The following is a 14,545-nucleotide window of genomic DNA, read 5'->3' as shown; positions in this document are numbered from 1 at the left end:
ACATTACATTTATTACTATTATTCTAACCGTTCGTTATAGGGATTATATTATGTCAGACCGTTATGGTGATTTTGTTCAGTCTTCTATTGGCAAAAAAGTGGCCAAAAATTTGGGTTTACCGTTACCTGTTACTCTTGATCGCTTCGAAAGCGGTGAGCCTTTAGTACGTGGTAGCGTATTGGTTGGTCGTGCTAATGGCGATGATAAAAGCGTCAGTGAGTCTGTGGCGCGAATTTTGTCAGACGTACATGCTGATGTTTATGTAAACAGCAGTGATGATATCAAAGATGCCCTTGCTGATGCAGGCGTGGAAGCAAAAGCCAATACGGGCGGCGATGATAAATTTAAAGTTTTATTGTTTGATGCCAGTAATATTAGCAATGCCGATCAATTAAAAGAAGTGTATGAGTTCTTCCATACTGTGGCTCGTCGTGTAGAAAAGTCTGGTCGCGTCATTATCATTGGCCGCCCACCAGAAAATATCACTGACATTGATACAGCTTTGGCTCAGCGCGCGCTTGAAGGCTTTGTGAAGTCTGTTGGTAAAGAGTTCAAACGCGGTATTACGGCACAGCTTATCTATGTGGAAGACGGCGCAGAGCAAAACTTAGATTCGACTTTGCGCTTTTTCACCTCCGCTCGTTCAGCTTATGTCTCAGGACAAGTCGTACGCGTTAGTAAGGGTAGCAATGTTGATGTCGATTGGACGCAGCCTCTTGGCGGTAAAACCATGCTGGTAACTGGCGCAAGCCGCGGTATTGGTGAAGCAATTGCTCGCGTTTTGGCTCGCGAAGGCGCTCACGTTATCTGCCTTGATGTACCGCAGCAGCAAGCAGACCTACAAAAAGTCGCTAGCGAAATTAGTGGCTCAGTATTGACCGTCGACATCACCAGTGATGACGCTGGCAAACAAATCGCCGAAGCTGCACAAAAGCGTGGCGGATTAGATTCAATCATCCATAATGCTGGCGTGACTCGTGATAAGACATTGGCAAACATGGACGAGAAAAAGTGGGACATGGTTATCGATATTAACCTAGGTAGTATTGCTAGGCTGAACCGCTATTTGCTAGACAACGACGTATTAAAAGACAATGCACGTATCGTTTGTGTGTCATCGATTTCAGGTATCGCTGGCAACTTGGGTCAAACCAACTATGCCACCTCTAAAGCAGGGGTGATTGGTTTGGTGAATGCCACTGCCAAGCAGTTAGAAGACAACGCCAAAGGTATGACGATCAACGCCGTTGCTCCAGGGTTTATTGAAACGCAAATGACCGAAGCCATTCCATTTGCTATTCGTGAAGCGGGTCGCCGTATGAACTCTATGAGCCAAGGCGGCTTGCCAGTAGACGTGGCTGAGACCATCGCATGGTTTGCATCACCTGCTTCTGGTGGCTTAAATGGCAACATTGTTCGTGTTTGTGGTCAAAGCTTATTGGGTGCTTAATAGCACTTTATAAGTGAGTATAGATGATGGTAAATAGTGGATGGTAAATACATGATATTAATCAGTATTTTTAATTTTCCTCACATATGCTTACGAAAAAATTGCTCATAAATCGTAATAAAGCTGCCCAAGGGTGGCTTTTTTATGATAAAAACACAGAGAACCAGTAGCCAAATTATTTTTTGCTGTGAGAGTTGCTTACATTGTCTAAAACCACGCCTATGAATTGTGCCTAATTTAGGCATAATACTGGTGGCATTGCTCAATGATAGGCTGTAACCACTAATGTCATAGCATCTTTAGATACACCAAGAAAATTTGCTCAAGCCCCACTTAGGATTTATTATGTCAGACAAACATTATGATGCGTTGCCGAAAGCGCATACGACCTATGCCAATATCGTTAAAAGTTTATTGCCTATTGGTAATAACGGCAAAATCAGTAAAGACCAATTGCCGCAAGCGACTTACTATGTGGACGATTTGCACATTGACCAAAGTAACTTAAACGATTATCGTAAAATTTGTGGTTTTGCAGATAATGGCAAAGTACCTATTACTTACTTTTCAGTGCTTTCTCAGACGCTGCAAATGAATATGATGGTCAAAGAGCCATTTCCATTTGCTATGTTGGGTCTAGTGCACGTCGATAATAGTGTGACTCAGTATCGTCCTATCGGTGAGCGTGAAACGGTTGCTATGTCAGTCACCTTTGATAATTTGCGTGACCATGCTCAGGGTCAGCAGTTTGATTTTGTGACGACGGTCAAGTCAGAAGATAAGGTGATTTGGGAAGGTACTTCGACGTATCTATCACGTAGCAAAAAACCAATCAGCAGCAAAGACAAAAAAAGCACTCCACGTCCAATAACGGTTAAGCCATCAGTCAACCCAGAAGGCGTGCATAGTATCTTTGAAGTGCCAGAAGATATCGGTCGTCGTTATGCTTTTGTTTCAGGTGACTTTAACCTCATTCATCTCCATCCATTATCTGCGCGTGCGTTTGGCTTTCCTAAAGCGATTGCTCATGGCATGTGGTCAAAGGCCAAATGCCTTGCTATGATGGACGAGTTGCCGGATGCTTGTACGGTTGATGTGTCATTTAAACTGCCTATCTTTTTGCCTGCCGAAGTAGAGCTGATCGCTGATCCGGTGGCTGCACTTGAAGACACAGACGCTACCTGTGAGTTTGGCTTATTTAGCTCTAAAAATGACAAGCCGCATTTGGCAGGTACGGTTAAATTACAGAGTGGCAATGAGTAAAAGCCAGTAGAATGACTGTCATTTAACTAAAAAATATCTCAATATGGTCGTTTCTTGATAGAAAAGTGATAGCGTTAACCTCGCTTGAAGTATTGCTTATACATCGACACGCGGTTGCTTTGTACTTATTTTAACTGGAATTGACCATAGTAAATATAACGAACAAATTTATAATTATGACTTCACATACCGCCGTACCAAACCCAGATCAACTGAATCATTCAGTAGCTATTGACACAGTATCGAATGCTGGCAATAGCGTTTTAGACAATGGTGTTGATCTTAGTACTATTCTTGAGCCTTATTTTCGTCCTGATGACACTACCATTGTATGCGGTGCACTCAATGACGAAAAAGTGGTTGCCTTAGCGAACGCTGGGGTTGAGTTAGTGATTAACTTACAGCCAGATGATGAATTGAGCTTTGATGAAGCCGCAGCGGTCGAGCGAGCTGGCATGCACTATGAGCATCTGCCTATTAACGGTGCTGCAGACTTGAAGCAGCTTAATATATTGGCATTTGATAATATATTGCGTCAACATCATGGCAAAAAAACGGCAGTGCATTGTGGCTCAGGCAATAGAGTGGGTGCCGCAATGGCGCTACGCGCAGGATGGTTACGTGGACGTAAAATGGACACCGCTATGGAACGTGGGCGCAGTCATGGATTAACGAAGCTTGAGCAAGAAGTTCATAATCGTCTGTTGGTACCGCGCTAAGACATAAAGATGACAACGTATTATTAAGCAGCATTGCATGACAGAGAGGCGACCACTAGGTTGCCTTTTTTATTAAGGCGCGTTGTTATTTTAAAAATGGTGATAAAAATGAGATAAATTGCCGTCAAACAAGGAAAGTAGCGCAAATAATATCGAGATATTAAGAAGCTGTTTGATGATGTTTGGCAAAATTTAGCTATTTTTAGCCCATTTAGAGGATAATCGATTGAATTGAGGACACGCCCTAGGAAAACGAAAAAATAACGGGCTAATATTGAGAGATTGAACAGTTACGCCTTAGTAAATAATATATTTTTTATCATATGAACACTTAACATTAAGGGCTAAATAGTTTTTTACCGTTTAGCTGTTTTATAGAAATGGAGCAGGGTAGCCATGATCGACAATAATAATAAAACCACACAGATTTTTGATCAACAGATAAATCTAACCTTGCAACAACGTTTGCAGCAAATACTCACCGACTTACAGCTTGATGATGCACCAGCTGGTGGTGCTGTGGTTGTTTATCTGGCAGGAGAATGCATTGCACAGGCGAGTGTGGGGATGGTACGCCCAGAGATGCCATGGCAGCCTGATACTTTGGCGATTAATTTTTCGACGGGTAAAGGTGTATTGGCGACGCTTGTACATATATTGGTTTCGCAGCAGATGCTTGATTATGACCAGCCTATTGCCCATTATTGGCCTGCATTTTCTGCACAGAATAAAGGGAATATTACGCTACGTAGCGTGATGTCGCATCAAGCCAACTTATTCTCAATTCAGAGTATCGTTGCGGATAGCGAAACTTTGCTTGATTGGGATCAAATGCTCAATAAAGTTGCTGCCATGCCAATCACAGCACCAGACCATGGCGAGCTATATGACAGCGCTTATAGTGCTCTGGTCTATGGTTGGGTGTTGGGCGGTCTGATAGAAGCCGTTACTGAAATGTCTTTAGCTGAGGCATTGCGCCATTATCTCACTGAGCCTTTAGGTATTGCTGATAGTTGCTATTTTGGTGTACCAGAGAATAAAGTCAACCAAGTAGCAAGACTGGCCAAAGACTTCGAAACATCAAATGAGGCTGGCTCACAACTGCGTAATAAACGTCATAAACCAACGCTAAAAGCCGACTCACAAAGTACTTTACGTACTTATGCTAGTCTGCCTAGTTATGCTTGCTGGCAGCAGCAAGCTTTAATGGATGGCAAAGCGGCAGACCTAAGGTCAGATGATGAGCAAAACACTTTACCGATACTAGACACGGCTCATATTAATCGTTTGTACTTCAATACCAGTCAGCTTAATCTAAAAAATTATAAGGCAGCACTCATACCTGCTGGCAAACAAGCGATCGATTATCACAGTCGTGAGACACTACAGGCCATTATTCCAGCAGCAAATGGTGTCGCTTCAGCTCAGGCATTGGCCACCATCTATGCCATGTTAGCCAATGGCGGAACATGGCAAGGACACACGTTTATTAATAGCGCCACTTTTGAGCAACTATCCAAACCGCAAGTCACAGGGATAGATGCTGTTATGCCAGCAAACATGGATTGGCGCTTGGGTTATCATCGGTTATTTAGTCTTTGTCAGCATACAGACAGTGAAGAAGTTGATGTAAACAAGCAAGGATTTGGGCATATGGGCTATAACGGTTCGGTTGCTTGGTGTGACCCAGAGCGTCAATTGTCATTTGCCTTTATCCATAATTTTGACACCACGATGCTGAATGATGTCCGTCAGTTTGCACTAACGGAAGCGGTACTTAACTTAGTCGATTCAGAGCTTTCAAAACGCTAGATAGCTCTATCAATAAGGTTAATGTGATTTATTCGGCGTCATTTTAAGCAACCTTGTAGCGCTAAGACCATGAATAAAGATTGACGCCAAAATGACAATTGAACAGACGACCCACAGTTTAAGCGCATCTTCATCACCGAAAAAACCTTGGTTGAGCGCATAAGATAAATAATATAGCGTGCCGATACCACGGATGCCCAAAGCAGAGATAGCATATTTTTCAGTGTGTGCCATGTTTAGTCCTGATAAAGCAATAAACCCACCAATGGGACGTATCAACAATAGGAAAGTGAAGCTGACGATGTAAACACGCCATGTCAGCTCAACACCCGACTGCAATCCTTGACCAAGAAACATGCCGAAAGTGACCAGCACTAGAGACATGAGTAAGCCTTCTGATTGTTCTGCAAAATCATGGAGCTTGTGGTGATAGCTGTGCTCATGCTCTGAGCGGCGAAAGGCAAATGCTGCGATAAATACGGCGATAAAGCCATAACTATGTACAAATTCGGCAAGTCCATAAGCCACTAACGTTAGCGCAATGACCACATAGCCTTGAGAAATAGTGGTGTTTTGGCTGTATTTTGAAAATACCAGCTTGGCCATAATTTTACCAACGACAATCCCCACCACCAGCCCAGCACCAATTTTCCATAAGACATCATGAGTGAACCATGACCAGAGTATCTCGAGGGTAAAGGAATTGCCTTGGCTAAAGGCTTCCGCTATTTTTATGGCCAAATAAACAAATGGGAAAGCCAGTCCGTCATTCAATCCTGCTTCTGACGTCAAAGTAAAGCGCGGTGTGTCTTCGCGACCTGTATTGGGTGGCCCTACTTGAATACTAGAAGCCAATACGGGATCGGTTGGAGCCAGTACTGCGCCCAGCAATATAGCAGCTCCCAGACTGAGACCAAATGCATAGTAGCCCAGTACCGCCATCGCAAAGATGCCAATCGGCATGGTAATAAGCAACAGACGTACGGTCGGTCGCCACAATTGCCAAGACAGCTTCGTATCAATTTTGATACCAGCACCAACCAAGGATACGAGCACTACAATTTCGGTTAATTTTTCGATAATTAAGCCGTTATTCATAGGGTCTAAAAATGATAAGGTCGTCCACCAGTACCCCATCAGCAGCCCAAAGCTAACCTGCAACATAGGCAAAGAGATAGGCGTGCGCTTAAATATAATGGGGAACAACGCCCCCAGTAAAAAAGCGATACCGCAGACCAATAAAAATAAATTGTAGTTTTCAATCATAAGGTAGGTGCACGCTGTTATGTTTATCTTAAAAAGTTAGAGTGAGGCCATATTTACTAGGGCGTGTCCTCATTTTAAAAATGGTGATAAAAATGAGGTAAATTGCAGTCAAACAAGGAAAATAGTGCAGATAATATCGAGATATTACCTAGCTATTTGACGATGTTTGGCAAGATTTAACCATTTTTAGCTCATTTAGATTGCTATCGGTTGAATTGAGGACACGCCCTAGTCCATTATAATGACGCTAAAAAATAATGATTACCGCAAAAAATCGTTATCAAAACGACATATGCGTTGTTTTTTGGTGAAAAAAAGCCTGCATAGCGCAGGCTTAATAGATTTTTACCAATATACTTTAACGATTAATAATTGAAGGCTCAGCGCTCAACTTGACTCACGTCACGTACCGCACCGGTATCGGCACTGGTAGTCATGGCAGCATAGGCACGTAGCGCAGGGGTCACATGACGGTCACGGCTTACAGGCTTCCACGCATCGCGGCCACGAGCTTCCATCGCTTCGCGGCGAGTGGCCAAATCGGCATCACTGACTTGCATGTTAATCGTACGATTAGGAATATCAATATGGATGGTATCGCCTTCTTCTACTAGACCAATGGTGCCGCCTTCAGCTGCTTCTGGGCTGGCATGACCAATAGATAAACCTGAGGTACCACCAGAGAAACGACCATCAGTGAGTAGGGCGCACTCTTTGCCCAAGCCTTTTGACTTGAGGTAAGTCGTTGGATACAGCATTTCTTGCATACCAGGGCCGCCTTTAGGGCCTTCGTAGCGGATGATAACTACATCACCTGCCACGATCTCGTCGGCCAATACCGCAGCGACAGCATCATCTTGTGACTCAAATAGACGAGCACGACCAGTAAATACTAGGATGCTGTCATCCACACCTGCGGTTTTGACTACGCAGCCACGCTCAGCGATATTGCCATACAATACGGCCAAACCACCATCTGTAGAATAGGCATGTTGGGCACTACGGATGCAACCTGACTCACGGTTGACGTCGAGGTTTGACCATTCTTTTGATTGTGAAAATGCCTCAGTGGTACGTACGCCACCCGGTGCTGCAAGGAAGCGCGCGCGTGCCTCTTGATTATCAGGATTCATGATGTCCCACTTATCAATCGCGGCTTTCATCGTTGGACTATGGATGGTCGGTACGTCAGTCTTCAGTAATCCAGCACGATCAAGCTCGGCCAATAACGCAAAGACACCGCCAGCACGATGCACATCTTCCATATGGTATTTTTGCGAGGCAGGGGCGACTTTTGCAAGGCAAGGTACACCGCGGCTTAGACGATCGATATCTGACATTTTGAAATCGACTTCTGCTTCGTTAGCAGCCGCTAACAGATGCAAAATAGTGTTGGTCGAGCCGCCCATCGCGATATCTAAGGTCATCGCGTTTTCAAAAGCCGCTTTGCTAGCGATGGAGCGTGGCAATACTGAATCGTCATCTTGTTCATAGCGACGTTTGGCAAGTGAGACAATGGTGCGTCCTGCTTCTAAAAACAGCTCACGACGCAGCGAGTGGGTGGCGAGTAACGAGCCATTACCCGGTAATGCCAAGCCCAACGCTTCGGTCAAGCAATTCATTGAGTTGGCCGTAAACATACCAGAGCATGAACCACAAGTTGGGCAGGCTGAGGATTCAATAGCGGCTACATCTTCATCACTAATGCTGTCGTCAGCAGCGTCCATCATCGCATCAACGAGGTCAAGTTTACGAATCGCACTACTGTCACTACCATCGGTATTATGGCTCTTACCAACGGTACTGGCTAAGATTTTGCCCGCTTCCATTGGGCCACCTGAAATAAACACTACAGGGATATTCAGGCGCATCGCAGCCATTAACATACCCGGCGTGATTTTATCGCAGTTGGAGATACATACTAATGCATCCGCACAGTGAGCATTGACCATGTATTCTACAGAGTCAGAAATCAAATCGCGGCTGGGTAGCGAGTACAACATACCGCTATGACCCATGGCAATACCATCATCGACCGCAATGGTATTGAACTCTTTAGCCACGCCGCCTGCTTGTTCAATCTCACGTGAGACCAGTTGCCCCAAGTCTTTTAGATGCACATGGCCGGGTACGAACTGGGTAAACGAGTTGGCGATGGCAATAATTGGTTTGCCAAAGTCGCCATCAGTCATGCCAGTCGCACGCCATAATGCGCGCGCGCCTGCCATATTACGGCCGCCAGTAGAGGTTTTTGAGCGATAATCCATGTGATGTTCCTTACAAATAGGCGAGGTTTGTGAAAATGTGCACCCTCAATTTTAATATTGATAGTGTGCTTTTTATAAAATGCGAGGACTAGTGAATAATACTAGGTCGTTACCATACCATTAGATATGAGTCACTGAAAACTACTCATTGATAATGCCAAGTCAATAGTAGTCATAACATCGTAAATAATTGGAAGAAAAGGTGTTATTCGACGCGCTCTACTATCGCCGTCTCAAACCAAGGTAGCTCTATTTTGTCCGCTTCCAATTTAGCGATAACCACTAACGCATGAGTCGCTGGCAAGCATTGATAATCAGCGTTTGCTTCAATACGAAGTAGTTGCTCATTGCCTTCAGCTTGTTCATCTATACTGATTAAGGTTTGCTTATTATTTTTGTAGAGTACATCGATACGACCAAAAAACTGCCAATCTTTAAAAGCAGCTGTAATAGCGTCTGCTTCATTCTGGGTATAAAGTTGTTGGGTGTCTTTGCCTGTATTGGTCCAATGCAAGCGTACGGCTAACTGCAACGCTTCGCTAAAAACCACCAATGACCCGATGATTTTGACATGCCAAGGGCTGCTTATTAGTGCTTCGTTAATACCAATCAGCTTGGCTGCTTCATGAGCGCTCATGGGTGTATTGAACTGTGACAGGAGGGCAGGTGTGAGCGGATTCGCTTGCTTAATCGCATCATTTAAACTGTCGTAATGATATAAAAACGGTAGTGGTAAATCCTGTGTCACTGTCTTTTTAGTGATTTTGCAATTGTGTATTTTCCAACCAATCGTCTTGTCGCTCAGTGCTTCGGCCAGAATGAGCGCGTTAGGCTCAATGCTTTGAGTGAGGGCTTGAGTCTCATTTTTAGTCTCAGCGCTGCTTGGTTCTTTTTCATTATTGAATACAGAGCCAGCTGTGACAGACGTTTGCGCTGCTTGAGCAGGTTCTGTGTAAATGTTACTCATATTTGATTGAGTCGGCAAAATAGACGAATCCATAAACGTAGTTTTGTTAAAGTAGAGGGTTAATATAACATTTAAAGCGCCTGACTCGCCAACCAAATTGGTGAGCTACCGCGATTAGCTTATGTATTGCTAATTTTCAATAACGAGTGCTATCGCAACTTGTGCTTAAACGACATTTCGTCCACTATATTACAGGCTATTCCATCCCTTCTAAAAGCTGTCGAGCAACCAATAATCAAACAAGTAAAGGAAAAAATAATGACCCAAGCCAATGAGCAAGCCGCGTATGACGATAACAATATCTTTGCCAAAATGCTAAACGGTGACATCCCATATCACAAAGTCTATGAAGATGATAAAACCCTTGCCTTTATGGATATCATGCCACAAGCAGAGGGGCATGTGCTGGTGATTCCTAAGCAAAAAGCCGTTGATTTGGCGGACCTTGAACCAGAGTATGCCGCCGCGGTGTTAATGACCGCTAAAAAAGTCATGCAAGCACAGCGTCAAGTATTTGCGCGTGAAGGCATTATTCAGATGCAATTAAATGGTAGCGAGGCGGGTCAAACCGTTTTTCATTATCACGTGCATCTCATTCCATCGAGTATTCATGAGCTCGGTCGACATGCAGTGACCCAAGCTGATCACACAGAACTGGCTGAAACGGCTAAGCAACTTGCTGCTACCATTACTGTTTAGTAATAAAAAAACGAGATGGCTGTCGAATTAACAAGCAAAACGTAAATTGTTCCAGAATAAAATAAAAAGGTCGCTAACAAGCGGCCTTTTTTATTACTTGGTAATAGTCATGTAACAATCGTTAAAGTCATGTTACAAGTTGGGCGCTTGTCTGGGGTTTTTGCAAATAGTGTGATAAAAATTGTATTTGTTTAATAATAACTGATGCATTTTCGCCTTTGTGAGTCAATTTTTATAAAAAAGGCACTGCTCCTTTTGATTATTAATCTTGATATCGAAGATTATTTTTCATTGCTACTTTTTGGGGATATCACTTTCTATGAGTAAATTACCTCGCTCCACTATTTTGTTGCCAGTTTTTGTACCGGCAGCAGCGATTATGCTCTTATTGGTGATCGGTACAGCCATCAACCCTGACGCTGCTGGCGAGCTGTTCAGCAAAGTGCTGGCATTTACCACCGACACTTTCGGCTGGTTTTATATGTTGGCAGTCGCCATATTTTTGATGTTTATCATCGCCTTGGCATTTTCGCCTTATGGCAGTATTAAATTAGGCCCTGACCATGCGGAGGCTGAGTATAAGTTTCTGGAATGGTTCGCCATGCTTTTTTCCGCAGGCTACGGCATAGCCTTGCTGTTTTATGGCGTAGCAGAGCCTGTATTGCATTTTGCCAGTCCGCCACTTTCCACGCCGCAGACGATTGAAGCTGCCAAAGAAGCCATGCAAATTGCCTATTTCCATTGGGGTTTCCATATTTGGGCGATTTATGGCGTAGTAGGTTTGTCGCTGGCGTATTTCTCTTTTCGTCATGGCTTGCCATTGTCGGTACGCTCAACGCTATATCCATTAATCGGTGACAAAATCTATGGCCCTATCGGACATACCGTTGATGTGTTTGCGATCGTGGGCACGATGTTTGGTATCGCCACCAGTTTGGGTCTGTCGGTGGCGCAAATTAATGCAGGACTAAATTATTTGCTACCAGAGATGGTGCCAGTTAATACGACGGTGCAGGTTATTATCATTGCTTTAGTAACAGCAGCTGCCTTGGTTTCCGTGTTGGCAGGTATGGACAAAGGCGTCAAGCGCTTGTCTATCTTAAACATGGTATTAGCAACGGCACTCATGTTATTTGTCTTTATCGTTGGTCCGTCGATTTTTATTCTCAATGCTTTCATGGAAAATACGGGCAGCTATCTGGGCAATATCGTTGAGCGTACTTTTAGCTTACAAGCGTACCAATCGAGTGATTGGATCGGTAGTTGGACACTATTTATTTTTGCATGGACAATTGCTTGGGCGCCTTTTGTGGGTCTGTTCATTGCCAAGATCAGTCGCGGCCGCACCATTCGTGAGTTTGTATTGGGCGTCATGTTAGTGCCAACGCTATTTACCTTCTTTTGGTTTTCAGTGTTTGGCGATACGGCACTGCATATGATTATGGTCGATGGTTACGACGCGCTGATTAGCGAAGTGCAAAACAACCAAGCGATTGCGTTATTTAAATTGCTAGAGAATTTACCATTCACGCAGATTGTCTCGTCATTGACAGTACTGTTAATTATTACTTTTTTTGTGACGTCATCGGATTCAGGGTCATTAGTGATTGACTCGCTCGCCGCAGGTGGACGTAGTGATACGCCTTGGTGGCAGCGCTCGTTTTGGGTGGTAACCGAGGGGGCGGTCGCGGCGGTTCTACTTATCGCAGGCGGTCTAAGTGCACTACAAACAGCAGCTATCGTTAGTGCTTTACCGTTTGCAATCATTATATTGATTTCGACATTTGGTATGTGGCGCGCACTACGTATTGAAGGACATCGCAATCAAAGCCTAGCCAATGACAATCATTTGCCGCCGCATCTACTTAAGCTCGACGCATGGCGTGATCGTATTGACTATATCACCAATCAACCAACGCGCGAAAAAGTGCTGGGTTATATCAAAGGTACGGTTTTATCATCGATGCATGAGGTGGCAGAGAAATTTGCCGAAACAGGCTGGTTGCCTGATGTAAATTATGATGAGGTCAATAACCGTGCTGTATTGGAATTAAGACGCGGTGACAATGTAGAGTTCTGGTATGAAGTTCGTTTGTCAGAGCATGAAATTCCTGACTATTATACGGAAGATATGGCCAATGAATTACCACAAGAGCACCATCATCGTGCTGAGGTGTATTTGCGCCGTGGTGGTCAAACCTATGATTTATATGGCTATCAATCAGAGTCGGTGATTAACGATATTATTGATCAGTTCGAAAAATACCTACACTTCTTAAATGTGTCGCCAGATAGTTTGCCGTGGCGTATGCAGGAGCATGATGAGGACATCACACTAGAACAGGGCAGTGTGTTTGATAAGTAAGGGTACACTGTTGAAAAAGTCGTGTTTCTTAATGCAAGTTATTCATGTTAATAGCTTGCAATATGCGTACGATTCCTTAGAATAACGGCTTGTTTTTATTATCTTATTTTAATTAATGGCAAGCCGTTTGTTATGTCTACTGATTCTCCTGCTTTACCGTCGTCTTTGCCAGTATCTGACCATCCATTATTGCAACCATTGAATATCGGTGGCCTGACGATTGAAAACCGCCTCATGGTTGCTCCTATGGCTGGCGTGACGGACAATCCTTTTCGGCGTTTATGTAAATCCTTTGGTGCCGGTCATGCGGTGAGTGAAATGATTATCGCTGACACGGCGCTTTACGCGCGCAAAAAGTCCTTGTATCGTGCCAATTTTGACAATGAAATTGCGCCTATATCAGCGCAAATTGCAGGGGCTGAGCCTGATAAATTAGCAGAAGCGGCACGTTATCAGATCGATAATGGCGCGCAAATTATTGATATCAATATGGGCTGCCCTGCCAAAAAAGTTTGCCGTAGGCTGGCAGGTTCTGCACTGTTGCAAGACGAAGATTTGGTTGCCCGTTTACTAGATGCGGCGGTAAATAGCGTAAATGCCCCCGTGACCTTAAAAACGCGATTGGGCTATGAGAATGGTCGTGAGAATATCTTGCGTGTGGCGAAGCGCGCTGAGCAAGCAGGTATTGCAGCGATTGCCATTCACGGACGCACGCGCGAGGATATGTACACTGGCGAGGCGCGTTATGAGCTGATACGCGAAGTTAAAGAAAGTATCAACATTCCCGTCATTGCCAATGGCGATATCGATAGCGCGCAAAAAGCCCAGCGTGTCTATGAGTTGACAGGCTGTGACGCGGTGATGATTGGGCGTGCTGCCCAAGGACAACCGTGGATATTCCGCGATATCGAGCATTTCTTACGCACTGGTGAGAGTCTTGATGCACCGAGCGTCAGTGAGATAAAAGAGATCGTATTGGCGCATTTGCAAGAGCTATATGACTTTTATGGTGAGTACTCTGGCTGCCGTATCGCTCGCAAGCACATTGCTTGGTATACCACAGGCATTCCTAATTCTAATGCTTTTCGCCAAGCAATGTATGGTGAAGAAAGTACCGCTGGACAGTTTCGCGTGGTCGAAGATTTTTTGCAGGCGCACGGATAGTAAGTGAGCAGAGGGTTCATGCTAAGCGTTTGTTAAATAATAAAAAAGCTTTAAGGCTCGTCCACTTTAGCGGTACTTGGTTCTTTTTTGAGTGCGGTATTTTCTTTTTGCCAAGGGAATTTGCCTTCTAATTCTACTTGTAGTGACAAGCTCAAAAAAGTCCGAATGAGTACGATAAAACCTAGTACTAGGACGCTGCGTAACGTCGGTTCTGTGACGACAGTCGCCATAATATCAGCGGCGATGAGGACTTCTAATCCTAACAAAATAGATTTACCGACGGTTTGTCTGACTTCGATATAGGTCTCATGGTTAAACCCACTGGTTAGGCGAATCCCTCGATAAAAAGCAAAAAACAGTCCAAAAAACATAATAAGTACGCCAATGACCTCGACTATCTTAGCAATTAAATCAATGTAATGAGCTAGAGTTGCAATCAAAATAGATACTCCTTATCGATGCTCGGTGAAAAGCGTAAGTCTGAAAAATACTGCGATTATACGTTTATCGATCCTTATGATCGGCAAATTATCTGGCTGAGACGGCGGTTTTGTTCACTTTAAGCCATAATT

General features: G+C 44.1%; 11 protein-coding genes. 7 read left to right on the top strand and 4 right to left on the bottom strand.

From position 1 onward, the window contains the following. Positions 1 to 50: 50 nt before the first annotated feature. From C8D84_RS03580 to C8D84_RS03565, 4 genes are all read left to right on the top strand, one after another. Positions 51 to 1,451, top strand: a complete 1,401-nt coding sequence (locus tag C8D84_RS03580) for a 3-oxoacyl-ACP reductase (protein WP_109590117.1) — start codon at positions 51 to 53, stop codon at positions 1,449 to 1,451. Between the two features lie 345 nt (positions 1,452 to 1,796). Beyond that, positions 1,797 to 2,714, top strand: a complete 918-nt coding sequence (locus C8D84_RS03575; RefSeq protein ID WP_109590115.1) for a MaoC family dehydratase — start codon at positions 1,797 to 1,799, stop codon at positions 2,712 to 2,714. A 176-nt stretch (positions 2,715 to 2,890) separates the two neighbouring features. Next, the gene (locus C8D84_RS03570; RefSeq protein ID WP_109590113.1) at positions 2,891 to 3,433 is read left to right on the top strand and encodes a beta-lactamase hydrolase domain-containing protein; all 543 of its coding nucleotides are present in this window, start codon (positions 2,891 to 2,893) and stop codon (positions 3,431 to 3,433) included. Between the two features lie 396 nt (positions 3,434 to 3,829). After that, positions 3,830 to 5,245, top strand: a complete 1,416-nt coding sequence (locus tag C8D84_RS03565) for a serine hydrolase domain-containing protein (protein ID WP_109590111.1) — start codon at positions 3,830 to 3,832, stop codon at positions 5,243 to 5,245. A gap of 18 nt (positions 5,246 to 5,263) precedes the next feature. Here the strand turns inward: C8D84_RS03565 and C8D84_RS03560 are convergent, their stop codons facing one another. The 3 genes from C8D84_RS03560 to C8D84_RS03550 all read right to left on the bottom strand — a co-directional run bounded on the left by C8D84_RS03560 (position 5,264) and on the right by C8D84_RS03550 (position 9,745). Next, positions 5,264 to 6,511, bottom strand: a complete 1,248-nt coding sequence (locus C8D84_RS03560; protein WP_109590109.1) for a cation:proton antiporter — start codon at positions 6,509 to 6,511, stop codon at positions 5,264 to 5,266. A 380-nt stretch (positions 6,512 to 6,891) separates the two neighbouring features. Beyond that, entirely contained in the window at positions 6,892 to 8,778 is a 1,887-nt protein-coding gene (gene ilvD, locus C8D84_RS03555; RefSeq protein WP_109590107.1) for a dihydroxy-acid dehydratase, read from the bottom strand. Between the two features lie 205 nt (positions 8,779 to 8,983). Then, positions 8,984 to 9,745, bottom strand: coding sequence for a hypothetical protein (locus C8D84_RS03550; RefSeq protein ID WP_228244449.1), 762 nt, complete (start codon positions 9,743 to 9,745; stop codon positions 8,984 to 8,986). Positions 9,746 to 10,003: 258 nt separating this feature from the next. Here C8D84_RS03550 and C8D84_RS03545 point away from each other — a divergent pair, with 258 nt between their 5' ends. The 3 genes from C8D84_RS03545 (at position 10,004) to dusB (ending at position 13,973) form a co-directional block, all read left to right on the top strand. Further along, positions 10,004 to 10,444 (top strand): HIT family protein, encoded by a 441-nt coding sequence (locus tag C8D84_RS03545; protein WP_045452152.1) that lies wholly within the window; start codon positions 10,004 to 10,006, stop codon positions 10,442 to 10,444. Positions 10,445 to 10,763: 319 nt separating this feature from the next. After that, positions 10,764 to 12,809, top strand: coding sequence for a BCCT family transporter (locus C8D84_RS03540; RefSeq protein ID WP_087814377.1), 2,046 nt, complete (start codon positions 10,764 to 10,766; stop codon positions 12,807 to 12,809). Positions 12,810 to 12,941: 132 nt separating this feature from the next. Further along, positions 12,942 to 13,973: a tRNA dihydrouridine synthase DusB gene (gene dusB / locus C8D84_RS03535; protein WP_087814378.1), complete on the top strand. Its 1,032-nt coding sequence runs from the start codon at positions 12,942 to 12,944 to the stop codon at positions 13,971 to 13,973. A gap of 50 nt (positions 13,974 to 14,023) precedes the next feature. Here the strand turns inward: dusB and C8D84_RS03530 are convergent, their stop codons facing one another. Then, positions 14,024 to 14,413: a DUF1622 domain-containing protein gene (locus C8D84_RS03530; protein WP_087814379.1), complete on the bottom strand. Its 390-nt coding sequence runs from the start codon at positions 14,411 to 14,413 to the stop codon at positions 14,024 to 14,026. Positions 14,414 to 14,545: the final 132 nt, after the last annotated feature.

Source organism: Psychrobacter immobilis, from assembly GCF_003148585.1.
Taxonomy (GTDB): domain Bacteria; phylum Pseudomonadota; class Gammaproteobacteria; order Pseudomonadales; family Moraxellaceae; genus Psychrobacter; species Psychrobacter immobilis.
The sequence above is the reverse complement of the archived record's forward strand: the minus strand, read 5'-3'. Positions and strand labels throughout refer to the sequence as shown.